Annotated in this window: 26 protein-coding genes; 1 reads left to right on the top strand and 25 read right to left on the bottom strand. The window is 55.8% G+C overall.

Annotated features, from left to right (window positions below; translation table 11 throughout):
• Positions 1–108: 108 nt before the first annotated feature.
• The 18 genes from ftsA to ACILP4_RS05360 all read right to left on the bottom strand — a co-directional run bounded on the left by ftsA (position 109) and on the right by ACILP4_RS05360 (position 19,354).
• Entirely contained in the window at positions 109–1,374 is a 1,266-nt protein-coding gene (ftsA, locus tag ACILP4_RS05445; RefSeq protein ID WP_395619731.1) for a cell division protein FtsA, read from the bottom strand.
• Entirely contained in the window at positions 1,371–2,327 is a 957-nt protein-coding gene (locus ACILP4_RS05440; protein WP_395619730.1) for a cell division protein FtsQ/DivIB, read from the bottom strand. The genes ftsA and ACILP4_RS05440 overlap by 4 nt, the downstream gene beginning before the upstream one ends.
• Positions 2,327–3,268 (bottom strand): D-alanine--D-alanine ligase, encoded by a 942-nt coding sequence (locus ACILP4_RS05435; RefSeq protein WP_395619729.1) that lies wholly within the window; start codon positions 3,266–3,268, stop codon positions 2,327–2,329. Before ACILP4_RS05435 ends, ACILP4_RS05440 begins: the two co-directional genes overlap by 1 nt.
• A complete protein-coding gene (murB, locus tag ACILP4_RS05430) occupies positions 3,265–4,161 on the bottom strand; it encodes a UDP-N-acetylmuramate dehydrogenase (RefSeq protein ID WP_395619728.1) in 897 nt (298 codons plus the stop codon). Before murB ends, ACILP4_RS05435 begins: the two co-directional genes overlap by 4 nt.
• The gene (gene murC, locus ACILP4_RS05425; protein WP_395619727.1) at positions 4,158–5,564 is read right to left on the bottom strand and encodes a UDP-N-acetylmuramate--L-alanine ligase; all 1,407 of its coding nucleotides are present in this window, start codon (positions 5,562–5,564) and stop codon (positions 4,158–4,160) included. Before murC ends, murB begins: the two co-directional genes overlap by 4 nt.
• Positions 5,561–6,742, bottom strand: coding sequence for an undecaprenyldiphospho-muramoylpentapeptide beta-N-acetylglucosaminyltransferase (murG, locus tag ACILP4_RS05420; RefSeq protein WP_395619726.1), 1,182 nt, complete (start codon positions 6,740–6,742; stop codon positions 5,561–5,563). Before murG ends, murC begins: the two co-directional genes overlap by 4 nt.
• A complete protein-coding gene (locus ACILP4_RS05415) occupies positions 6,739–7,959 on the bottom strand; it encodes an FtsW/RodA/SpoVE family cell cycle protein (protein ID WP_395619725.1) in 1,221 nt (406 codons plus the stop codon). The genes murG and ACILP4_RS05415 overlap by 4 nt, the downstream gene beginning before the upstream one ends.
• Complete coding sequence (gene murD / locus ACILP4_RS05410) at positions 7,956–9,245, bottom strand: UDP-N-acetylmuramoyl-L-alanine--D-glutamate ligase (RefSeq protein ID WP_395619724.1); 1,290 nt, start codon at positions 9,243–9,245, stop codon at positions 7,956–7,958. The genes ACILP4_RS05415 and murD overlap by 4 nt, the downstream gene beginning before the upstream one ends.
• Positions 9,242–10,312 (bottom strand): phospho-N-acetylmuramoyl-pentapeptide-transferase, encoded by a 1,071-nt coding sequence (gene mraY, locus ACILP4_RS05405; RefSeq protein WP_395619723.1) that lies wholly within the window; start codon positions 10,310–10,312, stop codon positions 9,242–9,244. Before mraY ends, murD begins: the two co-directional genes overlap by 4 nt.
• Positions 10,312–11,700, bottom strand: a complete 1,389-nt coding sequence (murF, locus tag ACILP4_RS05400) for a UDP-N-acetylmuramoyl-tripeptide--D-alanyl-D-alanine ligase (RefSeq protein WP_395619722.1) — start codon at positions 11,698–11,700, stop codon at positions 10,312–10,314. The genes mraY and murF overlap by 1 nt, the downstream gene beginning before the upstream one ends.
• Positions 11,697–13,124 carry a UDP-N-acetylmuramoyl-L-alanyl-D-glutamate--2,6-diaminopimelate ligase gene (locus ACILP4_RS05395; RefSeq protein ID WP_395619721.1) on the bottom strand — a complete coding sequence of 476 codons (1,428 nt, stop codon included), beginning with the start codon at positions 13,122–13,124 and terminating at the stop codon, positions 11,697–11,699. Before ACILP4_RS05395 ends, murF begins: the two co-directional genes overlap by 4 nt.
• Positions 13,124–14,860: a peptidoglycan D,D-transpeptidase FtsI family protein gene (locus ACILP4_RS05390; RefSeq protein ID WP_395619720.1), complete on the bottom strand. Its 1,737-nt coding sequence runs from the start codon at positions 14,858–14,860 to the stop codon at positions 13,124–13,126. The genes ACILP4_RS05395 and ACILP4_RS05390 overlap by 1 nt, the downstream gene beginning before the upstream one ends.
• The gene (locus tag ACILP4_RS05385) at positions 14,860–15,441 is read right to left on the bottom strand and encodes a hypothetical protein (protein ID WP_395619719.1); all 582 of its coding nucleotides are present in this window, start codon (positions 15,439–15,441) and stop codon (positions 14,860–14,862) included. Before ACILP4_RS05385 ends, ACILP4_RS05390 begins: the two co-directional genes overlap by 1 nt.
• A gap of 8 nt (positions 15,442–15,449) precedes the next feature.
• The gene (gene rsmH / locus ACILP4_RS05380; protein WP_395619718.1) at positions 15,450–16,406 is read right to left on the bottom strand and encodes a 16S rRNA (cytosine(1402)-N(4))-methyltransferase RsmH; all 957 of its coding nucleotides are present in this window, start codon (positions 16,404–16,406) and stop codon (positions 15,450–15,452) included.
• Positions 16,403–16,891: a division/cell wall cluster transcriptional repressor MraZ gene (locus tag ACILP4_RS05375; RefSeq protein WP_395619717.1), complete on the bottom strand. Its 489-nt coding sequence runs from the start codon at positions 16,889–16,891 to the stop codon at positions 16,403–16,405. Before ACILP4_RS05375 ends, rsmH begins: the two co-directional genes overlap by 4 nt.
• A 311-nt stretch (positions 16,892–17,202) precedes the next feature.
• Positions 17,203–18,030: a Gldg family protein gene (locus ACILP4_RS05370; protein ID WP_395619716.1), complete on the bottom strand. Its 828-nt coding sequence runs from the start codon at positions 18,028–18,030 to the stop codon at positions 17,203–17,205.
• A gap of 13 nt (positions 18,031–18,043) precedes the next feature.
• Positions 18,044–18,331, bottom strand: coding sequence for a hypothetical protein (locus tag ACILP4_RS05365; protein WP_395619715.1), 288 nt, complete (start codon positions 18,329–18,331; stop codon positions 18,044–18,046).
• Positions 18,332–18,361: 30 nt separating this feature from the next.
• The gene (locus ACILP4_RS05360) at positions 18,362–19,354 is read right to left on the bottom strand and encodes a cysteine synthase A (protein ID WP_395619714.1); all 993 of its coding nucleotides are present in this window, start codon (positions 19,352–19,354) and stop codon (positions 18,362–18,364) included.
• Between the two features lie 174 nt (positions 19,355–19,528).
• Between ACILP4_RS05360 and ACILP4_RS05355 the strand changes: the two genes are divergently transcribed.
• Positions 19,529–21,682: a TonB-dependent receptor gene (locus tag ACILP4_RS05355; protein WP_395619713.1), complete on the top strand. Its 2,154-nt coding sequence runs from the start codon at positions 19,529–19,531 to the stop codon at positions 21,680–21,682.
• A gap of 654 nt (positions 21,683–22,336) precedes the next feature.
• On the opposite strand, the gene tatC is transcribed toward ACILP4_RS05355, so the two are convergent.
• The 7 genes from tatC to ACILP4_RS05320 form a co-directional block, all read right to left on the bottom strand.
• Positions 22,337–23,104, bottom strand: a complete 768-nt coding sequence (gene tatC, locus ACILP4_RS05350; protein WP_395619712.1) for a twin-arginine translocase subunit TatC — start codon at positions 23,102–23,104, stop codon at positions 22,337–22,339.
• Positions 23,101–23,433 carry a Sec-independent protein translocase protein TatB gene (tatB, locus tag ACILP4_RS05345; protein ID WP_395619711.1) on the bottom strand — a complete coding sequence of 111 codons (333 nt, stop codon included), beginning with the start codon at positions 23,431–23,433 and terminating at the stop codon, positions 23,101–23,103. The genes tatC and tatB overlap by 4 nt, the downstream gene beginning before the upstream one ends.
• A gap of 47 nt (positions 23,434–23,480) precedes the next feature.
• A complete protein-coding gene (locus ACILP4_RS05340; RefSeq protein WP_395619710.1) occupies positions 23,481–23,702 on the bottom strand; it encodes a twin-arginine translocase TatA/TatE family subunit in 222 nt (73 codons plus the stop codon).
• Positions 23,703–23,766: 64 nt separating this feature from the next.
• A complete protein-coding gene (gene scpB / locus ACILP4_RS05335) occupies positions 23,767–24,372 on the bottom strand; it encodes an SMC-Scp complex subunit ScpB (RefSeq protein ID WP_395619709.1) in 606 nt (201 codons plus the stop codon).
• On the bottom strand, positions 24,369–25,151 hold the full coding sequence (locus ACILP4_RS05330) for a segregation and condensation protein A (protein WP_395619746.1): 783 nt from the start codon (positions 25,149–25,151) through the stop codon (positions 24,369–24,371). The genes scpB and ACILP4_RS05330 overlap by 4 nt, the downstream gene beginning before the upstream one ends.
• 8 nt (positions 25,152–25,159) lie before the next feature.
• A complete protein-coding gene (gene nagZ / locus ACILP4_RS05325; protein WP_395619708.1) occupies positions 25,160–26,209 on the bottom strand; it encodes a beta-N-acetylhexosaminidase in 1,050 nt (349 codons plus the stop codon).
• Between the two features lie 74 nt (positions 26,210–26,283).
• Positions 26,284–26,790, bottom strand: a complete 507-nt coding sequence (locus ACILP4_RS05320) for a DUF1993 domain-containing protein (RefSeq protein ID WP_395619707.1) — start codon at positions 26,788–26,790, stop codon at positions 26,284–26,286.
• Positions 26,791–26,824 lie beyond the last annotated feature (34 nt).

Genomic DNA, 26,824 nt, shown 5'->3' with positions numbered 1-26,824 from the left:
AAATTACCGTTTTTGCACAGGTTTCTGTCGGGCCATGATCGCGAACGCAGCACCTTCACGATTTAAGGCTAATTTGACACCTTGAAGGTAAATTTAGGCCTTCACCGCCTAAAGATTCTCACGAACTGCGCGTTTTATACGTTCAATCAAACTAGGTATCGATCCGCCTAAATGGTCGGCGCGCAAATCATAGCCCGATTGCAGTTCGATTCTCTCCGATGCTGCATAATGAATCAAGCCGACGAGCGTAGAAAATGCCGGTCCAGAATGCGCTTCGGGAATGCTGATAAGCCCCGCTGGACGGCCGATACGGACAGTGCGGCCTAATGCGCTCTGCATATGTTCGGCAGCCCCTTTTAATTCAGCGCCGCCGCCGGTTAGGACAACCTGATGCCCGGATGGCCCAGTAAAGCCGAGCGTTTTTAAGGCCTGCGCAACTTCGGTTACAATGCCGTCGACGCGCTGGCACACTACGGCATTCAACTGCGCCTTGGTGATGCGTGGGGCTTGATTGCCCGGCTCAACGCCATTTTCATCTGGGCCGATGTCGAGCACTTCTTGATGGTCGCGTGGGCTCGTCAGCGCCGAACCATGGAAGCATTTCAGCCGCTCTGCCTGCGCGCGGCGAATGCCAAATACCGACGCTATGTCGTCGGTAATGTCCGAGCCGCCTTTTTGAATAGTTTCAAGTCCGACCAGCATCCCGCCAATGAACACCGACACGTTGGTCACGGCTGCCCCGAATTCGACCAATGCAACGCCCAGATCGCGCTCCTCAGCTGTCAAACAGGCAAGGCCTGTTGCAACCGGCCCGACTACGAGCGAATCAACATCCAGGTGGGCGGAGCGCACCGTCATATCCATGTTACGGACGGGTGATTGGTCGGCTAGAACGACATGCACGTCAACGCCAAGCCGATCTGCGTGCAACCCGACCGGATTTGCCACACCGCCAACACCATCGAGCGCATATAAAGTAGGTTGCATATGCAACGCAATTTTACCGCCCGTTTGGATATTGGCGCGTCCGGCCTGAAGCAGTTCATCGACATCGTCTTGCGTGATACGGTCGCCGCCCAATTCGATTTCTACGGGGGCCAACATGCTATCGAGCCCACCTGACGACATGCCGACCCAAGCCCTATCAATGTTGAGGCCCGCAATGCGTTCGGCTTGCTCTACCGCATGGCGCACGGACAATTCTGCCTGTTCGACATCCGCAATGCAGCCACGGGTCACACCCCGGCTCTCGCGCTGACCAGTGCCGAGCACCAGCAGATCGCCATTTTCGGTTTGCCGCGCAATTAACGCGGACACTTTGGATGAACCGATATCAATCGCCGAAATCAACCGTTCCGCGCGCGCCGTTTTCATGCCGTTAATCCATTGTTTTTTGATGTGATTTCATTTTTTTCGATACTGTCTTTGTTTTCCACTTTAACAGGATCTGCCTGTTGCACTTTAACAGCTTCTGCCTTTGGTGCTTTTCGGAAATAAGCGCGATTGGGATCGCGCAGGTCAAAATGGATGAGGTCACGGCCCAGCAAACGGTGAACACCGTCCAACCGTGCAAAGTTCAGCAGTGCTTTAGCAGCTTCAGCCTCACCCTCTGGTAAAGCCAGCGTTTCGCCCGTCTGGAACTGCAAATCCCAGCGTCGGTTACCTATCCAGCTTGCACCCGAAACCTGCGACTTCAGCGCCGAAGCATTGTCAAGCAAGGCGTTCAACGCGATGATATGGGCATTGGCGTCATCGCCGTTCAAGGTCGGTAAATCACCGCCCTCACCCGCACGGACATGTGCCAGAACGATGCCGTTCGCGTCGATCAGCGAGTATTTCCCGCCCCGTTGCCATATTGCCGCCGGCTTGCGTTCGATAATCTCTACCGCCAATGTATCGGGCAAACGCCGCGCAACGCGCGCGTCCTTAATCCACCCATATTGCAGCAAATCCGCACGCACCTTATCGATATCCACCAAGGGCATCGCACGATCTTTTTCGGCGAGCACCAATTGATAGACTTTCAACTGGTCCACCCGCTCCATGCCCGTGACCTCGACACGCTGCACCTGAAAACCAGCCTTGGCAGCAAGCGCCGCATATTGTTGGTACGCGGCTGCGGTAAGTCCGGCATATTGCGCAGCGGCAAAGGCAAGCAGCGTGAGAGCCACCAATATGATCCAGGTTACAACGCGCTGCACATCCTGTTCGGAAAAAGGCAGCATACGCACCAATGTATCAACCCACGAAGCTTGCAGCACCTTTTGCCGGGGGCTTGGGCTTTTGGCCTTGCGTTTTGCGGGCGCTTTGCGTGCGACACCAGCCATTATGCCACGGCCCCTTTAACAATCAGCGCCTCTTTGACGATCATGTCGACAAGCTGTTCATAGCTGATCCCGACATGACGCGCTTGTTCGGGCACAAGGCTGAGCGGGGTCATGCCCGGCTGTGTATTGGTTTCGAGAACGAAAACACCGTCCATTCCCGCCGCATCATCCCAACGAAAATCGGTGCGAGAGGCACCCTTGCAGCCGAGCAATTTATGCGCGCGCAGTGCGGTTTCCAACATATATTGGGCAATATCATCGGGGATTTCCGCAGGACAAATATGTTCGGTCAACCCGTCTGTATATTTCGCATCAAAATCATAAAAGCCGCTCTTTGGCTTCAGCTCGGTCACGCACAAGGCCTTGTCGCCCAACACCGCCACCGTCAGCTCGCGGCCTTTGATAAAGGGTTCGGCCAACAGCCGGTCAAATTCCTGCCATGGCCCCTTGGCATCGCGCGCAATCGGGTTGCCGTAATTGCTATCTTCGGTGACGATGGCCACCCCGACCGAGCTGCCTTCATTCACAGGCTTCAGAACATAAGGGCGCGGCAACGGGTCAGCCACAAATAGGCTTTCGCTATCAACCATCGTACCCTTGGGCATTGGGATTCCGGCGGGCACAAGGCACTGTTTCGTCAGTTCCTTATCTATAGCGATGACCGACGTCACCATGCCGCTATGGGTGTAAGGGATGTCCATCAGGTCCAACATGCCCTGCACCGAACCATCTTCACCTGGAACACCGTGCAAGGCGTTAAACACAACGTCAGGGCGAAGGGCCGTGAGGACTTGTGCGACATTGCGGCCCATGTCGACGCGGCTGACCTGATAACCGACCTTTTCAAGCGCATCTGCCACACCATTGCCGCTCATTAAGGATACGGGCCGTTCGTTCGACCATCCGCCCATCAATACCGCAACGTGAATTTGCTTACTCATTTCGTTTCACCCACGCGCTGTATTTCCCATATGAGGTCGACGCCCGAATGCGCCAAGACGCGGGCGCGGACTTCTTCGCCAAGCGCCTCGATATCTGCGCTGGTCGCATCGCCTGCATTAATCAAAAAATTGGTGTGTTTTTCGGACACCTGCGCACCGCCAATCTGAAGACCCCGACATCCCGCCGCATCGACCAATTGCCACGCCTTATGGCCATCCGGATTCTTAAAGGTTGAGCCGCCGGTTTTGGAGCGCAGTGGCTGCGATGCTTCGCGCGATGCGCTGATCCGGTCCATCTCGGCCTGTATCGCTTCAGGCTCACCCGGATGCCCTTGGAAACGTGCCGCAACAACAATAGCACCATCAGGCAGTTCGGAATGACGATAACGATAATGCAAATCTTCGACCGACAAGGTCACCAGCGTTCCATCGCGCAGCACGACATCGCAATCGCGCAATATGTCTTTTACCTCGCCGCCATAAGCGCCGCCATTCATGCGCACAAATCCGCCGACGGTGCCCGGGATTGAGCGCAAAAATTCTAAGCCAGCTATGCCCTTGCCCCGCGCGGTCGAGGACACCAATATACCCGACGCTCCTGCGCCACACTCCAGCGTGATGGCGTCGATGCAGGCAACCTTAGCAAAGGCCTTACCGAGCCGAACCACAACACCCCGGACGCCGCCATCGCGAATAATCAGGTTAGAACCCAGGCCAAGCGCCATGACTGGCGTAGCAGGGTCAACTTCGCGCAAAAAGGATTGCAGGTCAGCTACGTCCTTTGGCTCAAACAATATGTCCGCGCTGCCGCCCGATTTGAACCACACCAATGGCGCCAGTGGCGCATCTTGCGTCAAACGCCCTTCTACGTGCGGCACAGGCTGCGTGGTCATGCACGCACTGCCTTTATCGCATCGGCCAGGCCAGCGGCCCATTTGGTGATATCGCCAGCGCCCAAGCACACAACGATGTCATTGCCTTGCACCACCTCGGCCAACTTGCGCGCCAAGTCATCTGCATCTGCGACCGTCGCGGCGGAACGATGCCCCCGCGCCTTAATGCCATGCACAAGCGCCGTAGCATCTATGCAGTCAATTGCTCCCTCGCCTGCGGCATAGACAGGAGTGATGAACACCATGTCGGCATCGTTAAAGGCTTGCTGAAAATCATCCATATGATCGCGCAACCGGGTAAAGCGGTGCGGCTGGGCAACGGCAATCACCCTCCCTTGCGCGCCTTCACGGGCCGCAGACAGCACCGCGCGGATTTCGACAGGATGGTGGCCATAATCGTCGATGATCGTGACACCATCAACTTCGCCGACTTTGGTAAACCGCCGTTTGACGCCACCGAATTTGTCAAAGCCATGGGCAATGGCCGCATCACTCATCCCCATTTCAAGGCCAACCGCGACGGCGGCTAGCGCATTTTGCACATTGTGGCGGCCTGGCATGGGAAGTTGAATATTTGGTATCGTCCGAAGCGACCCGTCGCGCGCACGGACAACAACATCGAAGCTGTTACCGCCGGGATGCGGGGTGACATTTTCGCCGCGAATATCGGCCTGCGCCGAAAAGCCATAAGTGATGATCCGGCGGTCGCGGATCTTCGGCAAAATCGCCTGCACTTCGGGATGATCGAGGCACATAATCGCCGCGCCATAAAAAGGGACGTTTTCGACGAATTCGACAAAGGCGTTTTTGATCGCGTCGAAATCACCATAATGGTCGAGATGTTCGGGGTCGATATTGGTGACAACGGCCAGCGTGCCATCAAGCCGCAGGAAGCTGCCGTCACTTTCATCTGCCTCAACCACCATCCAGTCGCTTGCACCAAGACGTGCGTTGGAGCCGTAGCTGTTGATGATACCGCCGTTGATCACCGTCGGGTCAATGCCGCCATGGTCCAGCATCGCGGCGATGAGCGAGGTTGTTGTCGTCTTGCCATGCGTGCCGGCCACCGCGACCGTGTGCTTCAACCGCATTAATTCGGCGAGCATTTCAGCGCGGCGTACCAACGGTATACGCCGTTCTAAAGCTGCATCGCGTTCTGGGTTGCCTGCCTTTACCGCAGTCGATGTTACCACCACCGCCGCATCGCCCAGATTGTCGGCGTTATGACCAATCATCACCTTGATGCCGCGCTGGCGCAGGCCATCGATGACATAGCTGTCGGCGATATCGCTGCCCTGCACTTGGTAACCCAAATTGTGCATGACCTCGGCAATACCCGACATGCCGATGCCGCCAATGCCGACGAAATGCACAATACCGATATCGGTTGGAACACCTCTCATGCTGCATTCTCTTTGGCTAAAGCGGCGGATGGGCTGAAACCGCCACTGGATTGGGCTTGTGATTTTATTCCATGCATGATGGGCGCGCGGCCAAAGGATTCAACTAAGTCGGCAAGATCGGCAACCGCATTAGGACGGCCACAGCTTTTGGCGGCCTTGGCTGCATTTTCCATCGCACCAGGCTCGAACGCTATCATCTGGATCTGCTTCGCCAGCTCCATCGCCGTGAATGCTGGCTGCGCAATGGCCCGCGCACCACCCGCTTCGACCATTTCTTTGACATTGTAGCTTTGGTGATCATCCGTCGCACTGGGCAGCGGGACCAATATCGCTGGCCGTCCTGCGCATGTTAGCTCGGCAATAGTCGACGCCCCTGCCCGCGATATCACCATATGCGCCCAGCCAAGCCGCTGCGGCAAGTCTGGCAAATAGGTCGCCAGCTCTGCTGGAATATCATGGGTGGCATAAGCCGCGCGCACGGCATCAATATCTTCAGCACGGCATTGCTGCGTCACTTGCAAACGCCGACGTAAACTGACTGGCAAATTCGATAACCCGTCAGGCACGACATCGGAAAGCACCGTAGCGCCCTGGCTTCCGCCCGTCACGAGCACGCGGAAGATGCCATCGGTCGATAATGCTGGATAAGGCTGATCCCGCAAATCAAGCACCTCTTCGCGGACCGGGTTACCGACCAGATGCACCTTGCTGGCATAGCGTGGCGACAGGCGAAGCACGTCGGGATAAGAGGTGGCGATGGCGTTCACTTGCCGTGCAGTGAAGCGATTGACGCGGCCAAGCACGGCATTTTGTTCATGAATGATCGTCGGTATTTTCTCGGCAAATGCACCGAGCAATGCTGGAAACGCCGGATACCCGCCAAAGCCCACCACGGCGCTGGGCGCAAAATCTTCATATAGGCGGCGCGCCATAGCACGGCCTTCGGCAATCGCTTTTAGGCCGGGAAGCCAGCTCGACAGATTTTTGGTAATGCGGCCAGCGGGCAGCTTATACGTCGCGATTTTATCAGGGCAGCCTGGAATTTTGGCACCGCGCTCGTCGGTAATCAGCGCCACATAATGACCCCGGTTGATCAGCTCCTGTCCCAGCGCAAAGGCAGGAATCAAATGCCCGCCAGTACCGCCGGCGGCCAACACATAATGACGGGAAATGGTCATGGCCTGTGTCCCTTCACCATATACAGCGACCGGTCAAGATATGGGTTTCGCTTCGTTAACGCGAGTATCAGGCCACAGGTAATTGAAAGTGCTAAGGTCGAAGATCCGCCATAGCTGATGAACGGTAGAGTCATGCCCTTGGATGGGAACACACCCAAATTCACGGCGATGTTAATCATCGCCTGTCCGCAAAATTGCGCACCAAGGCCGGTTACCGCCATAACGACAAACTGGTCTTTCTCATCCAACAGGCGGATGATGATGCGGACCAAAATCGCAAAGTATAAAATGGCAATGACAATGCAGGCCAAAAGACCAAATTCTTCACCAATGACCGAGAAGATATAATCGGTATGCCCCTCAGGCAGCGAATATTTCTTTATACCAAGCCCGGGACCAAGGCCAATAAAGCCCCCGTTAGTTAAGGTTGCCATCGCCATTTTGTCATGTGTCAGCCCCTCAGTGCCGAAAATCCAGGCGTCTATCCGCTGCGTGGCGACGGGGTAGAAATTATAGGCGAGAAGGATGAACACTATACCACTGATCACGAGGAACCAAAGACGACTTGCAGGTACGCCAGCGACCATCATCAGGGCAAACCATGTGCCCATGAACAAAATAGTTTGCCCAAGGTCAGGTTGAAGCAACAGGAAAAAACACACAAGCCCAGTAGCAATACTGGTAAGGATGAGAACGGGCAGGCTTGGGTCTTTCAACCGCCAGCTAATAATCCACGCCATCATAACCGCAAAAAAGGGTTTCAGAAACTCAGAAGGCTGAAGCCCCGCAAAACCAGGCCCAATCCATCTTTGCGACCCGTTCACCTCGCGCCCCAATAGTGGAACCAAAGCAAGCAGAACAAAAAAGACGCAAAATCCGTAGACGGCAAAGCGTCGCGCTTGTTCGCGCGAGGACATTGATACCAGAAGCATGATGGGGACACCAATGAGGACCCAAATCAACTGCCGATAAAAGAAATAGAGCGAAGAAAGTTCGGTCGTTGACGAAGACAGCCGCTGGGCACCCGCCGGTGACGCCGCAGCTACGGCAAGTAGACCAATGGCGATCAGCACCATCATTAACGACAACAACACGCGGTCGAGTTCCCAGAACCAAACGCCCAATGGCGAACGGTCACCACGGCCTAGGCGATTAGCAAAGCCGATCTTGCCGGTTTTGGCCGCAAGGACCCAAGGCGCTTCTTTGCTGTCGCTCATAACGCTTCCACAATTGCGCGGAACGCATCGCCCCGCGCTTCGAAGTCTTTGAACTGGTCAAAGGACGCGCAAGCGGGCGAGAGCATGATAACGTCCCCTGGCTGTGCTTGGGCTGCAGCCGAATGCACCGCTGCGCCCATCATTTCGCTGCGTTCCACAGGCATATGTGGCGATAACAATTCATGGAACAACGGACCAGCTTCGCCAATGGTGTATGCTTTTACAACATGACCGAAATTGGGGATGCATTCGTCCAGATTATCGGCCTTTGGCAAACCACCAACAATCCAATGCACGCGCGGATAAGCGGCCAAGGCGGGCGCAGTCGACGCCGCATTCGTTGCCTTGCTGTCGTTCACAAACAATACGCCATTGCGTTCGGCCACGACTTCCATACGATGCGCCAGTCCGTTGAAGCTGCGCATCGCTGGCCGCCATTGCGCCTCCGTCAGCCCTAATGACTCGACGATGGCAATGGCCACCGCAATATTCTGTAAGTTATGCGGCCCTTGCAGCGAGGGCCATTCGGTCTGACCGCTTACCAATTGCGGATCGGCGAGATGCACCCATTCCGCACCACGCCGCGCGCGCACGTCGTTATAGACGCGTTCGGTATCTGCGTCGCCTTTGCCAAAAACAGCAAACTCTTTGCCCGTTTGCATCTCAAACAGCCGCGCTTTCGACGCCATATAGGCTTCATAGCTATCATAGCGGTCGAGATGGTCTGGCGACAGGTTGATAAGCGCAGCGGCATCGCAGGCCAGGCTGTGCGTGATATCAATCTGGTAACTTGAGAGCTCAAGCACATAGACACCGCCTGCGGGCAATGGTGCTTGCGACAATATGGGCAAGCCAATATTGCCCCCCATGCGGACGGGAATTGCCGCGCTTTCCAGCAAATGATGCACCAAGGCTGTCGTCGTGGATTTACCATTGGTTCCGGTAATGCCTACAACACGATGCGGCGGCAGGTTCGCCCGTGCCATCGCGAACAATTCGATATCACCAATCAGCGGGATGCCTGCTGCCTTTGCCTTATCGGCAATAGGGTGGCGATTGATTGGAACGCCAGGCGACACGACAATGGCCGTATAGCCCGTCAAGTCACTCAGCAACGGATCGGCAATCGTCGCTATGTCGGCAACCTTAAAGCGCGCGCCTTCGTCATTATCCCATGCCAATACTTCTGCTCCGCCCGCGACAAGCGCATGCACAGCCGAAAGGCCTGAGCGCGCAAGTCCCAATATTGCGAACTTCCGGTCTTTAAAGGCAGGGGTAGTGATCATCTGAGTTTGAGGGTTGATAGCCCCGCAAGCGCCAATACGAAAGCCACAATCCAGAAGCGGATGACAACGGTCGGTTCGGACCAGCCAAGCTGCTCAAAATGGTGATGAATTGGTGCCATGCGAAAAATGCGCTTGCCCGTCCGCTTGAACCAAAACACCTGAATGATGACCGATAGCGCCTCGACCACGAAAAGCCCGCCAATAATGGCGAGAACAAACTCATGGTGCGCTACAACAGCAATCGCACCGAGTGTTCCGCCCAAGGCAAGGCTTCCGGTGTCACCCATGAACACCGCTGCCGGGGGGGCGTTGAACCATAAAAAGGCAAGTCCAGCGCCGACAATCGCACCGCACAGCATGGCAAGATCCCCTGCCCCCATAAAGAACGGAATACCAAGATATTCCGCATATTTCGCATTACCCACCATGTAGACGATTAACATAAATGCGAGGGAGGCGATGATGACGGGCATGGTCGCAAGGCCATCCAGACCGTCGGTTAGATTCACAGCATTGCCAAAGGACACAATCACAAACGCGCCAAAAGGCACGTACCACCAGCCCAAATCGATGATGGGTCCATTGACGAAAGGCAGATATAAATTGCCACCCGATTGCCAGACGATCAGCGATACCGCGACGCCAGCAATGGCAAATTCCCATAACAGCCGGACTTTGCCGGACACGCCCTTGTGGCTGCGCTTTTTGACCTTGTCATAATCGTCAAGGAAGCCAACGATGCCAAAACCAACAGTCACCAATAAACAGGCCCAAACATAGACGTTTTTCAGATCCATCCACAAAAGCATCGAAATGCCGACCGATACCAAGATCATCAAGCCGCCCATCGTAGGCGTACCGACCTTCGCAAGGTGGGTTTGCGGTCCGTCGGTGCGGATGGGTTGCCCCTTGCCCTGACGCACACGCAGCATGCTGATAAAGCGTGGCCCAATCAACAGGCCGATAACCAACGCAGTGGCCACCGCCGCCCCAGAGCGGAAACTTAAATAGCGGATGAGGTTAAAAACACCCGGAAACCCAAGATACTCGGCCAAAAGATATAGCATCAGTTTTTCCCACCCGTCAGCGCGTTGACGATTGAGGAAAGCCCCATACTGTTGGAACCTTTGACCAAAACCGTGTCTGATGCGCAAAGATATTCTTGCAGGACGCCAAGTGCCTCCTGCGCGGTCGCGCAATGCGCGAATTTCTTGGGCCCCTCAACCCCTGCTTTCAACTCTTCGGCGAGAATTTCCATCTCTTGACCGACGAGGATTGCAAAATCGACCTTTGCGGTGGCCAAGGGTGCGGCAAGCGCGCTGTGATAATGATTAGCCTTGTCGCCTAATTCCTTCATCGAGCCCAAAACAGCTATGCGCCGCCCGCTATCTGACAGTCCCAGCTGGCCAATCGTTGCGGCCATGGACGCTGGGTTGGCGTTGTAGCTTTCATCAATCACATGCACGCTGCCGCCAGCAATGGCCACATCATGACGGGCGCCGCGTCCGGATAGGCCGCCCATTTCGGCCATGGCCAGCCCCGCAGATGCCAGATCCCCGCCAGCGGCCATTACAGCCGCTAATACGGCCATGCTGTTGGCAATCCAATGCTGACCAGGCTGCGACAAATTGAAGGTCAACAACGCATCGCAAACTTTTGCAGTGATCCGCGTGCCATTATCGGCGGTACTGAGATGGTCAATAACGCAGACATCGGCATCGGGACTGAAGCCAAAGGACATTATGGAATCGGAATATTTCTCTGCTGCAGCGCGCAAACGTGGGTAATGCACATTATCCGCGGGCAATATGGCCGTGCCGCCTTTAACTAAGCCTTCGAATATCTCTGCCTTAGCATCGGCAATGCCGCTTTCATCCTTGAAAAATTCGATATGCGCAGGGGCAATGGTCGTGATGATGGCGACATCGGGCCGAACAATATGGCTCAAAGCGCGCATTTCGCCCGCGTGGTTCATACCCATTTCGAATATGCCAAAGTCGCAATCTGCGGGCATCCGCGCCAGACTTAAGGGCACGCCAACATGGTTGTTGTAGCTTTTCACTGAGCGGTGCGCCCGCCCACGTGAGCTGCGGTCCAGCGCGGCGAACAAGGCTTCCTTAGTACCGGTCTTGCCTGCAGAGCCCGTTACGCCAATGATCTTTGCCTTGGTCCGCGCGCGCGACGCATGGCCCAATGCCTCCAACGCCTGCATTGTATCGGGAACCAGGATATGGGGGTGCGCCACTGGCTGCGACACAATCGCGCCCGCTGCGCCATTGGCAAATGCCTTGTCGACGAACAAATGCCCATCGGTCTCCGCGCCTTTCAAGGCCAGAAACAGATCGCCCTTGCCGATTTCACGCGAGTCAAAGGCAACACCCGTAACATCAAAATGCCCGGACGCTGTCCCGCCCGTCGCGGCCAGCAATTCTTCAAAGGTCCATAATGGGGTCATGCTGCGCATTCCCGTGCGACTTCGACATCGTCAAAGGGTAAAACACGGCCCATGATAATTTGCCCTTGTTCATGCCCCTTGCCCGCGATCAGGACGATATCGTCCGGCTCGGCATGTTCAATGGCAAAGGCAATTGCGTAACGCCGGTCGCCAATTTCATGTGCGCCCTTGGCACCTACCATGACGTCAGCACGGATGAGCGACGGGTCTTCGCTCCTTGGGTTGTCGTCTGTGACGATCACAATGTCAGAATCCGCCACCGCAACAGCACCCATTTCAGGACGCTTGCCAGTGTCGCGGTCACCGCCGGCACCGAATACGGTGATAAGCTTGCCCTTAGTATGGGGGCGCAAGGCCGCAATCGCCGCGCGCAAGCCGTCGGGCGTGTGCGCATAATCGACATAGACAGGCGCACCACTCTTGGTAATCACAGCGCGTTCCAAACGTCCACGCACAGGCTGTAACCGCGCCAGATGCGACAGCAGGTTTTCAACCTCTCCACCGCTTGCCATGACCACGCCTGCTGCGACCAATGCGTTCGCCGCCTGATATGCACCGATTAGCGGCAGTTTCAATTTATGCACATCGCCTTGAATGCGCAGTTCAAGCGTCTGCCCAAGCTGGGTAGGCTCGCGCGACAATAATTGAATGCCCTTGCCCTTTTCGCCCACCGTAATCAGACGGAGTTCCCGTTTGCGCGCCCGGGCAATTACTTGGTCGGACCAGACATCGTCCGCCCAAATGACGGCGCAGCCGCTTTCGTCGACAACCTCATCAAACAGCCGCATCTTAGCTTCAAAATAGGCTTCCATTGTCCCGTGATAATCGAGATGGTCGCGGCTTAAATTGGTAAAGGCTGCGACAGAAACCGGAACACCTTCGCTGCGATATTGGGTCAGGCCATGGCTTGATGCCTCAAATATTGCATGGCTAATGCCTTCGCGTGCCAGGCCGGACATATTCGCAAGGAAGGTGACGATATCGGGCGTGGTCAGCCCGGTCTTGGCCTCATCCGACGCCGTAATGATCCCCAATGTGCCAATCGACGCCGCACTATGACCCGCCATCCGCCAAAGCTGCCGCGTGAGTTCTGCGGTCGATGTCTTACCATTGGTACCAGTGACAGCTGCAACATGGTCTGGAAATGGATGGAAAAACTTCGCGGCAAGATGCGCAAAGGCTTGGCGCGGATTGGCCTCAGCAATATGCATTGCGCCGCGCACCACGGCTTCAGGACGCGCAACAACGGCCACGGCACCCGCGGCAATTGCATCGTCGATAAAATCTTCGCCGTTAAATGCCGCACCTTCAAATGCACCAAAAACCGTGCCGGGCGCAATCTTCCGATGGTCGATGGCAAAGCCGGTCACTGTTATGTCGGCGAATGCCGTATCGGCTCCGCTTACCAATCGCCCGAGCTTCACTATTGCTCTCCCTTCGCCTTCCACAATAAAGGCATCAATTCGGAAACATCAACATCGCGTTTCATATCCGGAAGAATCCCCACCAACGGACCAATGCGTGTCACTGTTTTTTGAACAACTGGCGCAGCGGTATAGCCTGCGGTCCGTTGAAAGCTGGATGCCTCGGTACCCTTTGGTTCGTCCAGCATGGCAAGCACGACGTAACGCGGATTGTCCATCGGGAATGCAGCGGCAAAGGTCGCGACTACAAGATTGCGGCTATACCCGCCAATGCCGGGCTTTTCTGCTGATCCGGTTTTACCGCCAACGCGGTAGCCCAAGGCATCAGCTTTCTTACCCGTGCCATCGACGACAATCATGCGCATCATTTGACGCATCCGCGCGCTGGTTGCGGCTGTAAACACGCGTTTGCCAGGTATTTTCGCGTCTGGTTTGGTTTTGAACATTGTTGCCGGGCGATAGATACCGCCATTCACCATAGCAGCATAAGCGCTCGCCAAATGTAACGGTGTCACAGAAATGCCATGGCCATAGCCAACGGTCATATTGGTCAGGCGACCCCATGTTTTGGGATAAAGCGGCATCGCTTTTTCGGCGAGCTCAATATCGGGACGCACATTGAAATGCATGGTGCGCAACATGGCGTCCATACGCGCCGCGCCCAAATTGTCGGCAATTTGCGCAGTGACGACGTTTGAGCTGTGGATCAGCGATTCTGGTGCGTTCATCCAACGATCCGAAGGGTGCGAGTCCCGGATTTTGAACTTGCCAACCTGAAGCGGCCTTGTCGCGTCATAGCGCACCGAAAGGTCACGCACGGTGCCTGCGTCCATCGCTGCGGCAACGGTTAATGGCTTGAAGGTGGAACCAAGCTCATAAACACGGTTGGTAACATTATTGGTCTGCCGCGTAATTGGGTAGCGGCCATCAACAATGGGCTGCCCGTCATCAGGAATATTGGCGAACGAAGGCCGGTTTGGGTTAAACGATGGCAAGGTTGCCATAGCAATGACTTCGCCCGTCTGCACATCAAGGATGACACCCGCTGCCCCTTTAGCGGATGTTGCCGCCATGCCGGACGCAAGCTCACTTTCAAGCGCGGCCTGCACGCGGACATCCAACGCAAGGTTCAATGGCGCGGAACGCTTTGACGGGTCGCGCAGATAGTCATTCATGACCCGCTCCATACCCATCGCGCCTTTGCCGTCGCGGTTTACAAAGCCCAGAACATGCGCCGCCATGTCGTGCTGGGGATAAAGACGCGTGGCCTCACGCGGGAACTCGATAGCGATTTCGCCAAGGCTGTGCACTTGCCGAACTTGCTCTGGCAAAGCGCGCTTCCGCAAATAGCCGGGCTTGTTGGCGGACAATTTGGCGTAAAATTCAGAAGCCGGTGTATCGGGAAAAATTGCCGCCAATTGATTTGCCAATTGTTTGCGGTCACCCAAGATTTCTTCAGGCTTTACCCAGATCGCATAGCCATAAATGCTGCGCGCCAAGGGGATGCCGTTACGGTCCACAATGTCGCCGCGTTCTGGAACATATTCGGTGTTCGTCGCACCATATGCCCGCGTGCTCTCAAATAAGGCCAATGTAGCAAGGCGACCAATCAACAGCATCACAAACATGCCAAATGCCACCAACAGGATAAGCATGCGCCAAAAGCCATGCGCCGCAAATGGCGGTGGGTTAACGCCGCTTTTCCGAGTGGTTGTGCGGGCCAGCTGGGGATTCATCAGCGGCGGCGTTCATTCGCGGACTTGGCCGAAATGTCCCGTAGCAAGTCGTCGGACAAAAGCGTTTCGTCCATACGCGCCAGTCGCTCGGTCCGGGTCTGTTCAACCTTTGGCGTCACAGGCTTAGGTGCCGCGCGCTTTGCCGGTTCGGCGAAAATTGGGGTTGCAACGGCCGTTGCAATCGCTGTCGACTTTTTCACTACAGCCTCAATCGTTGGCGCAGGGTTAGCCTGGCTCGCGCTCGGCGCAACATCAATATCTGCGGAAGCCATCATCACGGGTTTCGTTTGTTGCAGATCACCGGTCAGTTCCGCAAGTGCTGCTTCACCATTAACGAATTGCTGCGCCGCTGGTGGCTGATAACCGTATAAAAGCTCATTCCATTCCTCCAGCTGCTGAAGGCTAGCACGCGTCCGGATTTCGGCTTGAAGAAAGCTGATTTCCCGCTTTGTTTCAAGAATTTCGCGATCGACCGCAACCAAGTCACTGTGCGTCGCCGCGACATTAAGCGACAATGGGTACAACAGAATGGCAACCATGAAAACCAAGGCTAACCAGCCGAGATTCTGAAGTCTTTTCATTGCGAGACTCATGCTGCAAGTCCTCCTGTTGCCCATGCGGGGGCATGTGTGCGGGTTGCGGAACGCAAGGTTGCCGACCTTGACCGCGGATTGCGGGCAAGCTCTGCGTCCGATGGCCGGACTGCCTTGTCTGCTTTATCGAAAGTGGGTGCTGGGCCGTCGCTGCCAACCATGGGCACGTGGCGCGATCCTGCGGCTTCTGCTCCACTGCGGCGACGCAAGAATTGCTTAACGATGCGATCTTCAAGACTATGGAAGGTGACAACAGCTAAACGGCCACCTGGCTTTAACATGCGTTCAGCAGCCTCAAGACCGTCGGTTAACTCATCCAGTTCGCGATTCACATGAATGCGAAGCGCTTGAAAGGCACGCGTAGCCGGATCTTTCGGCGCACCAGGCTTATGGCCAACGGCCTTGCGGACAATCGCGGCCAATTGCGCAGTGGTTTCTATGGGCCGTGCAGCGACAATCGAACGCGCTATGCGGCGCGAGCGATGCTCTTCACCATAACGGAAAATAATGTCGGCAATGTCGGCCTCTTCAGCTTCGTTGACGAAGTCCGCTGCTGTCATGCCGTCCTGACCCATGCGCATGTCAAGCGGACCATCCTTTTGGAAAGAAAAGCCGCGCTCGGCGCGATCAAGCTGCATCGACGAGACGCCGATATCCAATACGACGCCGTCAACCGCCGAAATGCCGTCGGCTGTTAAGACATCGTCCATGTTAGAAAAACAGGCCGCGTAAAGACGCAAAGCGCCCTCGCTGCGGCCTGCAAGGTCCGCACCTTCTTTAAGGGCATCGGGATCGCGGTCGAACGCGAAAACGCGCGCACCGCCAGCCAGTATCGCCTGACTGTATCCACCTGCACCAAAGGTACCATCCACGACCTCAGCACCAGGGGTGATGGCGAGAGAGTGAATTACTTCATCCAGTAAGACTGGAATATGAGGGGCTGGAGCGCTCATTTGTCGCGCTTGGCCTGGGACAGCCAATAATTCAGCTCGTCCTTAACGGGGTTGAATGCTGCAGGCGCTTCTTTCAGGAAGACGTCGGGGTTCCACAGCATGAAATGCGTTGTTGCGCCAAAGAAGAAAGCGCGATCTTCGATGCGACCGAAATGCTTGAGCATCGGCGACAGCACGAAACGACCACTGGCTTCAAACGCAGTTTCAAAAATAGAGGATGCTGAAACGCCAGCGATTTCGCGATCAAACTCGGTACCGCGATTAACGGCACTTTGCCATTGCGCTTCGATGTCGGCACGCAGCTTCAGGCGCTCGGAGCCGCCAAAACCAATGAGGCAGGGCAAGGTGGAATGGCGCGATATACACACGCTGTTGCTGCCGCTGGATTGCTGGACGCTGTCACGCAGTTCCGCAGGAATAGTCGTGCGGCCTTTGGCGTCGACATTCGACACCCCCGAACCTGCATAAACGACCAAAGCTGACACTGTCTGAACCACCCCTAGAAAAAGGGCGCAGATCTCTAATCATGGCGAAGCATATCGCCATGCGGACGCCGTAACGACCGATAGAATCAGGAATCCACCCCTTGATGACTGTGCATAGCAAGGGATTTTATGGATGAAAAGAGGGATTTTATGGAAAATTACATTATTTTTTTACAAAAATGTCTAAATTCGGTTACTTCTGGTAAAGCGCTCCAAATAAAACTTTCATAATGGGAGCAATTTTATCGCGCCCAAATCCCCAAAATCCGCCGTTTTGCGTATGATGCTGATACCAATTCCCCCATTCCCCATCATTTTTCCACAAAATCCCCGTCCAGTCCCTTATCATCTTGCAGCGCCGTCAAAAGCGCTTGCAACAGGGCTATATTAGCAAATTCATCCTTGCCGGTGAGGATCCGCATGCCGCGCCCTTTCCAAAAGGCGGCATCGAGAAAATCGGCATCGGCCAAAAGCACGGCGCGCCCCTTGCCAATCCGACAATCGGCCAACAAACCTTTAGCCAATATTGCACAGCGGCCCTTGGCACTGCCCCCTTTGGGCAACCATTCTCCCGCTGTTACCGTCCGGATATTGAACACGCCTATCTTGCGCATGGAGGTCGGCACCTTATCCTCAAGCGGCAAGACTAGCTCCACCCCCCAATAAGCGAACAAGGGCGACAGCATGGATGTAAACAACGGACGTCGATTATCGCCCAAGGGGTAAAGGCTACCCCATTGCAAAGCGGGGTCCGCGAGTATCAACACAAGGCCGCCTTGCCGAACCCAATTGTCAATCCGAACCAGTTCGTTTGGGGAAAAAGCCCGCGGTTGCGCGAGCAAGAGTAACTGCTTTGGCCTTGGCACCCAAGTCTCCAGATCGTCGACGGGCACGATGTCATAATGGGCGCTCAAACGTGTAAATGCAGGATGCGGGGCAGCGTCCTTGGCCAGATCGGCCTCAATTCCCCCCTCGCTCCATAACAGCGGCAGCGTAGTTATCAGCCCCAGTGGGGGCTTTGGCCTGCTATCAACTGGACGCGTGGCGGCAAAGCCAGCGAGCAAAAGCAAAAACATAAGGGCCAGCAGCAAAGCGACAAGCAGCCACTTTCTGCCGCCAAGCCGGGCCAATCTATCCATCAACAAATAGATGTCACCGCGCTGGCGCGGATGACATCGGCGTTTGCGCTGTGTCCTTGGCGGCTCTTTCGGCGTCAGTCTCCTTGGCCACCGGGGTAACGCCAAGCTCCGCCAGCGGTTCATCGGGCGTCGCATCCTTGTCAGCTATCAGGGGTGCAGCGTCCGGCACGCCCCCTGTTTGTGGCCCATCACTCACCCGATCAAGGACCATATTGGCCAATATTACAAACAATAGCACCACCACGAGCCCGACAAGCCCCACCTGAATGCGCTGAATTGCGGATTGCTTTTGTTCGGCCATATGCGTTTCCCTTAGATCCCAATATTGCCTTTAGACGCCCTGCTGCCAAGGCATAATGGGGAGGTTTTTGCTGCGCATCCATGCGGGGTTATAAATGGTCGACAAATAGCGAAAGCCCGTGTCGCACAATATCGTCACGATGCGTTTACCCGGCCCCAGATGCTTTGCCAGCGCGATGGCGCCAGCCACGTTGATCCCCGACGATAGCCCAAGACACAGCCCTTCCTCTGCCAAAAGCCGCCGGACCCAGACAAGGCCTTCTTCATCGGAAATGCGGAATTGTGTATCAATCGGCGCGCCGTCGAGATTGGCGGTTATCCGACCCTGCCCGATGCCTTCAGCGACCGAACTACCCTCAGCGCTTAATTCGCCGCATGCATAATAATTATAGAGCGCCGCACCATGCGGATCGGCAAGAGCGATGGTGACGCCCTCATCCTTCGCCTTCAGCCCAAGTCCAACACCAGCGATCGTCCCGCCTGTACCAGCAGCGCAAATGAAGCCGTCAATCTTGCCATCCATCTGCGTCCAGATTTCCTCAGCCGTTGTTTCGATATGCGCACGGCGATTGGCGATATTGTCAAATTGGTTTGCCCAGACGGCATTTTCGGTTTCTTCGGCCAGCCGGCGCGAGCTATGCACAAAATGCCCCGGGTTCGCATAAGGTGCAGCGGGCACCAGCACCAGCTCTGCACCCAAAGCGCGCAGCGTGTCCTTTTTCTCCTGGCTCTGTGTTTCGGGCATGACAATAATCGTCTTATACCCAAGCGCATTACACACCAATGCAAGGCCAATGCCGGTGTTCCCCGCCGTACCTTCGACGATTGTCCCACCGGGCTTCAAAAGCCCCTGCCGTTCGGCATCACGGACAATATATAGCGCAGCGCGGTCCTTTACCGACGCACCGGGATTCACATATTCGCATTTGCCAAAAATATCGCATCCGGCTTCCTCGCTTGGTCCATTAAGGCGGACGAGCGGAGTGTTGCCAATCAAATCAAGTGTTGAGCTAAGCGTGTTCATATCGCCGATAGCTAGGCGCGTTCAAGGCCAATCGCAAGACGGTCTGGTTTTGTGCGTTACAATATGCGCGCCAAAGGTCGAATTATTAACAAAATGCATTTCAGGTATTGTTATATTATATCATTGCACATAATGTGCGGCCTTATCTTTGGCTGTTATGGACTACGATCTGTTATGAAAAACGCACCGCTTCTCACGATATCCGCAAGCATTTCCGCATTATCGCTAGCTTTGGCGACGCCCGCTTATGCGCAGCAGAGCAATGCGGTTTCTACCGAAGGCAATACGGTGTCTGACGATTTTCATGGGACTGACGATATCGTTGTCACCGCGCCCTTCGTGGAACGCCTCGACATTCTTTCCGGCACGTCGGCGATTTCGGGCGAAGTGCTCGCCGAAAAAACGCGCGCGCAATTGGGCGATATCCTCACTAGCCTGCCCGGCGTATCGGCGACGAGCTTCTCGCCGGGTGCATCGCGACCCGTACTGCGTGGATATCAAGGGAACCGCGTTGCCGTCCTTACCGATGGCATTGGCAATATCGACGCCTCCAACACATCGGCCGACCATGCGGTGACCATCGATACGTTGACGATCGAGCGAATTGAAGTGCTGCGCGGGCCAGCGGTCTTGCTATTCGGTGGCCAAGCCGTCGGCGGCGCGGTTAACGCGCTCGACAAAAGGATACCGCGCTCCATTCCGGACGAAGACATCCACATCGACGCATTGGCCGGATATGGCAGCGCCGCGCGCGACTGGTCCGGCGGCGCGTCTATTGATATGCCGATCACCGACCGGGTCATCGTCCATCTCGACGGCAGCTACCGCAACAGTGATGATCTGCGTTCTGGCGGATATGTCCTTTCCCCCAATCTGCGCGCTGAGGTGCTGGACTTTGCGGCCGAGGAAGCAAGCGAAGGCCATCTCGAAGAAGCGTCCGAAGCACGCGAGCTCGCGGATCAGCGCGGCCGCATTCCCAACAGCGCGGTGAAAAGCTGGACCGCGGGTGGTGGCATTGCGTTTATCGACGAGGGCGGCAATCTCGGTGTATCTTACAGCATTTACGACACAAATTACGGCATCCCTGCCCGCCCTGGCGCATCCCATGCGCATGAAGACGAAGAACATGCAGAAGGCGAGGAGCATGCAGAAGGTGAAGTGCCCGTCACCATCGGCTTGCGGCAATATCGCTTTGACCTGCGCGGTGAAGCCAATTTGGGCGACGGCTTGTTCGAAAAACTGCGGCTGCGCGCGGGCTACGCCGATTATACCCACACCGAATTTGAAGGCGACGAAGTCGGCACCGTCTTTAACAGCCAAGGTATCGAGGCGCGGGTCGAATTGGTTCAGAATGACCGCAACGGCTGGCGCGGGGCTAGCGGTCTCCAATATCAGTACCGCGATTTGGAAGCCATTGGGGCAGAAGCCTTCGTCCCGCCCAATACAACGCAGCAATTTGGCCTCTTTACCTTGCAGGAATATACCAAAGGCAATCTGGACGCCGAATTCGCTATGCGGTTTGACACGGCAAAACTGCGCGCCGACGCTTTGGGCCTTTCACGCACGTTCAACAATGTCTCGGCCGCATTTGGCCTTGGCTACCATATTGGCGATCTGAAGATCGGTGCGAATATTTCGCGGACGGGCCGTGCACCAGCGGCAGAGGAGTTATTTTCCGACGGACCGCATATCGCGACCCAAGCCTATGAAATGGGGGATCCTGATCTGAAAAGCGAGCGTGCTTGGAATGGTGAACTCTATGCGCGGTATGAAACCCCTGAAACCGCATTCAGCGCAACGCTGTACACCAACCGTTTCGATAATTTCATATATGAGGCCGAGACCGGCGACATCGAAGATGATTTGCCCGTATTCCAATATTTCCAAAATGATGCCAAGGTTTGGGGTGTGGAATTTCAGGCGTCCCAGCGCCTCGCCCGCTTTGGCAGTTCCAACCTATCGGTCGATGGCGTAGCGGATTATACACGCGCCAAAATCTCGTCCGGTGGTGGCGATGTCCCGCGGATCCCGCCCTTGCGCTTGCTAGGCGGCGTTGAGTTGACCAATGCAAGTTTTGACCTGCGCGGCGAAGTCGAATTTAACGATGACCAGACGAAGACCGCAGAATTTGAGACGCCAACCCATGGCTTCACTTTGGTCAACGCTTCGGCGACGTGGCGGCCATTTGGACGGGATCGTAACATTGCTTTGATTGCGTCGGCGAACAATATCTTCGACGTCACTGCCCGACGTGCCGCGTCCTTTACCAAGGATTTCGTTCCTTTAGCTGGTCGTGATTTTCGGGTGACAGCACGCGTCAGTTTTTGATCATTTGATATTGTTCACGCTACGCCGTCCTCATCGCACCACCCTCATCGTCATCCCGAACTTGTTTCGGGATAACGCACAACCTTCCTCGTCATCCCGAACTTGTTTCGGGATAACGCACAACCGTCGCATGTTATCCTGAAACAAGTTCAGGATGACGAGACTGTGTAGTTCAAGGTGACGGTGTTTAAGCCAACGCCATAATTTCCAACACGCGCAACAATATTTCCTACAAAATCCGCGCGCGTTTGCACGCATGAAAAGGGGGACGGCCGACGCGGAAGCGCTGGTGCTGCTTCCGGCTGATGGTGTTTGTGGATTAAGGCTCGTTTGTTCCATCAGTCTCATGCCAGGAGCCGCCTTTATCTTGGCTGGGCTGCTTCCTTGGGGGTGAAGGTTCCTAAAGACCCCAAGGCCGTCCACGACGAACGGGGCGGATAACGCCGCCACACCCAGCCTTTTGTGCGCTGTTCAGAGCTTGATGCAACAGGCCCTTTTGAGAGGCTGAAGCAAGCACCCTATCGCGCCGGCCGTGCCAGCGCGTTTCGGCGCCAGCGTTCCCATCATCCCGACCCACGTTCTAGACCGCAGCCTGCATGACGCGAATCAAATAACCTATCTGGTTATTTGTAGGAAAGTAAAAACGTGTAAAACCTACAACACGGTCTCTTCAGCGGCCTCGGCCTTTTTGCGGCGGCGGCGGGTGAACCAGATCGCGATGAGGGCCAGCTCGTACAATATGCACAAAGGGATCGCGAGCAGCAATTGCGACACAACATCGGGCGGGGTGAGGACGGCGGCGATAGCGAATGCGCCGACAATCGCATAACGCCGCGCGCTCTTAAGCTGTTCCAGCGTCACAATCCCTGCCCGCTCGAGCAACATGAGCAACACTGGGAGTAAGAACGATATGCCGAAGCCAAAAATGAACTTCATCACAAAATTCAGATAATTGTCGACACCCGGAAGCGCCTGTTGTTCAACACCACCGACTGAGCCGCCAAAACCCAGCAAATATTCCAAAGCGACGGGGATCGCCATAAAATAGGCCATGGACGCGCCAATGATGAACAAGACAGGCGTTGCGAGCAAGAATGGAAGAAAAGCACGCTTTTCCTTGCTGTAGAGCCCTGGCGCAACGAAGCGCCATAATTGCGTCGCAAATACTGGGAAGGAGAAGAAGGTCGCGGCAAAAAAAGCGACCTTAATTTCGACAAAAAATGCCTCAAATATCGCGGTGTAAATGAGTTTCGTTTGACCTGACGCCAGCAAGGGCTGCACCAGAAAGCCAAAGATCGGCCGTGCGAAATAAAGGCTAATGCCAAAGGCGATGGCGAGCGCCAAAAAGCTCCAGAGCAGACGGCTGCGCAGCTCAATCAAATGATCGAGCAAGGGCATTTTGCTGTCGTCGATATCGCTCATGTCTTGGCTGCTGCTTCACTGGGCGGCGTGTCGACGGGCGTTTCTACACTATCTGTTGTAGGATCATCACCGACAACGTCGGCGCGTGGATCGGCAGGATGCGCAGCCATGATGCGCTCATTTTCCGCCTTCCATTTTTTCTCCAGTTCGTCGAGTTCGGACTGGCGCACCATTTCGTCAAAGCCGGACCGGAAATGCGCCGCGACACCCCGTGCCTTGCCCACCCATTTGCCCACAACGCGCAATGCCTTTGGCAAATCCTTTGGCCCAATGACCAATAATGCCACAAGGACAACAAGCAACAGTTCGGAAGACGCGATGTCAAACACGTCAGGCCCCCGACATCGAGGGCGAGTGATATCGCACGGGCAATGACTTAGCCTTGGGTCTTATCTGTCTGTTTTTCAGCGTCAACGCTCGTGTTCGCACCAATTTGCGGCGGAGCCTTAGAAGCTTCGTCGTCTTCGCTCATGCCCTTTTTAAAGCTTTTAATGCCTTTGGCGACGTCGCCCATCATGTCGGAAAAACGGCCCTTGCCGAACAAGAGCAACACCAAAATGCCAACAATCAGCCAGTGCCAGATGCTAAAACCACCCATTTCATACTCCTAACGGGGCGCACCCCGGATATTGCGACCCCGATGTCGCATGTCCTTCACCTATTTAGGCATTGTTTTCGTCAATTGCCAGTTCGGCTTCACTTTCTTCACCGGCAAACAGCATTTCCCCCATCGCGCTGTCGATTGGGTCCAGCAATCCAGCAGCTTTTAGATCCGCGATTCCCGGAAGATCCTTGCGGCTATTCAGGCCGAAATGCGTCAAGAAACCGGGCGTTGTAGCATAGAGTAAAGGCCGCCCCGGCACTTCGCGGCGACCAGCCGGGCGGACCCATCCCGCCTCCATCAACACATCTAGCGTGCCTTTCGAAATCTGCACGCCGCGAATGGCCTCAATCTCGGCGCGACTCACCGGTTCATGATAGGCAATGATCGCCAGCGTCTCGACCGCAGCGCGGCTGAGCTTCCGACTTTCCTCGCGTTCGCGGCGCAGCAAATGCGCAAGATCCGCGGCGGTTTGGAAATGCCACGTCTTACCGCGCCGGACTAGCTCAATGCCCCTGCCTTCATAAAGCTCCTCCAATTGCGTCAGCGCCGCCGCAACATCGACGCTGTCGCCGACATAGCCGCGAATTTGTTCGACAGTCATTGGCTGGTCGCTGGCGAATAAGGTCGCCTCCACCGCGCGCAGGTCTGGGTCGGTTTCGATCATCTGGCCTTTTTCCTCACCATTAATGGCGCAAAGGTTGCCTCTTGTTGCAGATCAGCAAGCCCACGTTTGGCGAGTTCCAAGGCAGCGACAAAGCTCGAGGCCAAAGCCGATTTACGCAAGGCCGGGTCCGCCATCGGCGGCAGAAACGCCTCAATCGCAGTCCAGTCAATCGCGCGGCCAATCATCGCCGATACACGCTCCAGCGCTTGTTCCAGTGTCATGACTTGGCGCTTTTTAACGATGTGCATGGCAGGCGCGGTACGCGCGTTGATTTGGCCATATGCGGTGATCAGCTCAAAATAGTCGCACTCCCACGCCCGCGCTTTGACCACACGCAACCCTTCAGGTGTGCCGCGCAAGAAAACGTCGCGACCAATCCTGTCACGGGCCATCAAACGCGCGCCGCTTTCCCGCATGGCATTCAGACGCTCGAGCCGCAGTTGCAGGCGCAGTGCAAGTTCCTCCGGCGACGGGTCAATCGTCGGGTCTTTGGGGAGCAATAACGCCGATTTAAGATAGGCCAGCCACGCGGCCATCACCAGATAATCGGCGGCGAGTTCAAGCTTCAGCGCGCGCGCCTGATCAATGAACACCAGATATTGTTCGACCAAGGCAAGGATGGACAATTGGCGCAAATCGACCTTTTGGTTGCGGGCAAGCGCAAGCAACAGGTCCAACGGCCCTTCCCAGCCGTCAATATCGATGGTCAGGACATCGGGACCAAATTCGGCACTGGCGGCGCTCTCGTCGCGGAGGGCGTCCTCTGCGTCAAAGAGCATGGGTTCACTCATGCCGCGCCTGTGGCTCCACCTGTAAGCTTCGTTTCCATGTCGGCCAGCGCTAGCAACTGGTCACGTTTATCGAGCAGATGCGCCAACCGGTCGGCGTCAAACGGCACAGGCGGAAGCGCCATTGCGCGATCAAGACGCGCACGGGCAGCCGGCGTAATTTCAGGCAGATTGTTGGCAATGGCGAGCATTTCGTCAAAGCGGCCCCAGCAATTGAGTGCAAGGTCGCAGCCCGCCTGAATGCAAGCCAAAGCGCGGCTCGCAACATCACCTTGCAACGCGTTCATGTCGAGATCATCGCTCATCAACAAGCCATCGAAACCGACCTGCGCGCGGATAACGGTATCAATGACAAAGCGCGACATGGTGGCGGTGTGCGCATTGTCCCAAACGTCATAGACAACATGGCCCGTCATGCCCATCGCGGCGGTATTGAGCGCGCGGAAGGGGGCAAGGTCTTGCACCAACTCGGCCTCGGTTGCGGTCACATGTGGCAAGTCGTGATGCGTGTCGACAGCAGCGCGGCCCTGCCCCGGCATATGCTTTACGACGCCGATGACGCCCCCCAAGGCAAGGCCATCAAGGATTGCGCGCCCCAGCGCGGCCACGCGCATAGGGTCGCTGCCCAAGGCGCGGTCGCCAATGGCGGAATGCGTGTCGGGCACGCGCACATCGAGGACGGGTAAGCAATCGACATTGATGCCGACTTCGGTCAGCGAGAGCGCAATAGCCTCCGCGTTGCAACGTGCCGCCTCAATCGCGGTGATGGGGGCGATGTCATATAATGCATCGAACGCACCGCCCGCGGGGAAATCCGGCCAGACTGGCGGACGCATCCGCGCGACGCGGCCGCCCTCTTGGTCAATCAGGATGGGTACATTGTCGCGCCCATGCAAAGTCCGCAAGCTGTCGGTCAGCGTGCGAACTTGCGCGCGATCTTCGATATTGCGCTTGAACAGAATATAGCCTGCTGGCTCGACATCGCGAAACAGGCGTTTTTCGTCATCTGTCAGGGTCAGGCCCGATAGGCCAAAAATTACCGGCTTCATGGGGGAACGCTAAGCCCGCCGCCGCCCCAAGGCAAGCATGGAACGGCCAGTAGTGGCGCTTAAGCTGTGTATAATTACCGGATAGCGCCCAAGAAATCGAGCTTACCCACGGGCACGCCCTTCATCCGCAACAGCGCATAGGCCATGCTGAGATGGAAAAAGAAATTGGGGATAGCAAAGCCGTGAACATAGACACTGCCCGTGAACGGAATGTCGCCGCTGGGGGTGGTAAGCACAACCTTTGCATCTTCGCGGGCTTCAAAGCCTTCTGGCGAAGCGGCTTCCAGAAAGGATATCGCCTTGGCTACACGGGCTTGGACATCGTCATAGCTCGCTTCATCATCGGCCCAAGGCTGGTTTTCCACCTGACCCACACGGACCGCGACAAACTTCGCTGTATCGGTCGTCATTTGCACTTGTTTCGTCAGCGAGGCCATATCCTCGATCAACCGAGCATCAAGCAATTCAGCCAAATCCATGCCCTGCTCAGCGGCATAAGCCTTACCCTTTTCGAGCATGTTCGACAGGTTTTTCAAACCGCGGATGAAGGTAGGAATGGAGACATCGTATAAAGCAGGCATATTCTTTTCCTCAGGACGTTTGGCGCTGCTTAAG

This window comes from Sphingorhabdus sp. (genome assembly GCF_044239045.1).
In the GTDB taxonomy this organism is placed as follows: Bacteria; Pseudomonadota; Alphaproteobacteria; order Sphingomonadales; family Sphingomonadaceae; genus Sphingorhabdus_B.
Note: the sequence above shows the minus strand (reverse complement) of the source record. Positions and strands in the feature narration are given on the sequence as shown.

Bases quoted from the DNA above. Each gene is read 5' to 3' on its own strand.
- murG (WP_395619726.1), bottom strand. From the start codon at position 6,742: ATGACCATTTCCCGTCATTATGTGTTGGCCGCCGGCGGTACTGGCGGG.
- ACILP4_RS05440 (WP_395619730.1), bottom strand. From the start codon at position 2,327: ATGGCTGGTGTCGCACGCAAAGCGCCCGCAAAACGCAAGGCCAAAAGC.
- ACILP4_RS05330 (WP_395619746.1), bottom strand. From the start codon at position 25,151: ATGCTCTTTGACGCAGAGGACGCCCTCCGCGACGAGAGCGCCGCCAGT.
- ACILP4_RS05365 (WP_395619715.1), bottom strand. From the start codon at position 18,331: ATGGCCGAACAAAAGCAATCCGCAATTCAGCGCATTCAGGTGGGGCTT.
- murD (WP_395619724.1), bottom strand. From the start codon at position 9,245: ATGATCACTACCCCTGCCTTTAAAGACCGGAAGTTCGCAATATTGGGA.
- rsmH (WP_395619718.1), bottom strand. From the start codon at position 16,406: ATGAGCGCTCCAGCCCCTCATATTCCAGTCTTACTGGATGAAGTAATT.
- ACILP4_RS05355 (WP_395619713.1), top strand. From the start codon at position 19,529: ATGAAAAACGCACCGCTTCTCACGATATCCGCAAGCATTTCCGCATTA.
- murC (WP_395619727.1), bottom strand. From the start codon at position 5,564: ATGAGAGGTGTTCCAACCGATATCGGTATTGTGCATTTCGTCGGCATT.
- ACILP4_RS05390 (WP_395619720.1), bottom strand. From the start codon at position 14,860: ATGAATCCCCAGCTGGCCCGCACAACCACTCGGAAAAGCGGCGTTAAC.
- ACILP4_RS05435 (WP_395619729.1), bottom strand. From the start codon at position 3,268: ATGAGTAAGCAAATTCACGTTGCGGTATTGATGGGCGGATGGTCGAAC.
- tatC (WP_395619712.1), bottom strand. From the start codon at position 23,104: ATGAGCGATATCGACGACAGCAAAATGCCCTTGCTCGATCATTTGATT.
- murB (WP_395619728.1), bottom strand. From the start codon at position 4,161: ATGACCACGCAGCCTGTGCCGCACGTAGAAGGGCGTTTGACGCAAGAT.
- murF (WP_395619722.1), bottom strand. From the start codon at position 11,700: ATGACCCCATTATGGACCTTTGAAGAATTGCTGGCCGCGACGGGCGGG.
- ACILP4_RS05415 (WP_395619725.1), bottom strand. From the start codon at position 7,959: ATGAGCGACAGCAAAGAAGCGCCTTGGGTCCTTGCGGCCAAAACCGGC.
- mraY (WP_395619723.1), bottom strand. From the start codon at position 10,312: ATGCTATATCTTTTGGCCGAGTATCTTGGGTTTCCGGGTGTTTTTAAC.
- ACILP4_RS05340 (WP_395619710.1), bottom strand. From the start codon at position 23,702: ATGGGTGGTTTTAGCATCTGGCACTGGCTGATTGTTGGCATTTTGGTG.
- ACILP4_RS05360 (WP_395619714.1), bottom strand. From the start codon at position 19,354: ATGAACACGCTTAGCTCAACACTTGATTTGATTGGCAACACTCCGCTC.
- ACILP4_RS05385 (WP_395619719.1), bottom strand. From the start codon at position 15,441: ATGAAAAGACTTCAGAATCTCGGCTGGTTAGCCTTGGTTTTCATGGTT.
- ACILP4_RS05320 (WP_395619707.1), bottom strand. From the start codon at position 26,790: ATGCCTGCTTTATACGATGTCTCCATTCCTACCTTCATCCGCGGTTTG.
- ACILP4_RS05370 (WP_395619716.1), bottom strand. From the start codon at position 18,030: ATGGATAGATTGGCCCGGCTTGGCGGCAGAAAGTGGCTGCTTGTCGCT.
- nagZ (WP_395619708.1), bottom strand. From the start codon at position 26,209: ATGAAGCCGGTAATTTTTGGCCTATCGGGCCTGACCCTGACAGATGAC.
- scpB (WP_395619709.1), bottom strand. From the start codon at position 24,372: ATGATCGAAACCGACCCAGACCTGCGCGCGGTGGAGGCGACCTTATTC.
- ftsA (WP_395619731.1), bottom strand. From the start codon at position 1,374: ATGAAAACGGCGCGCGCGGAACGGTTGATTTCGGCGATTGATATCGGT.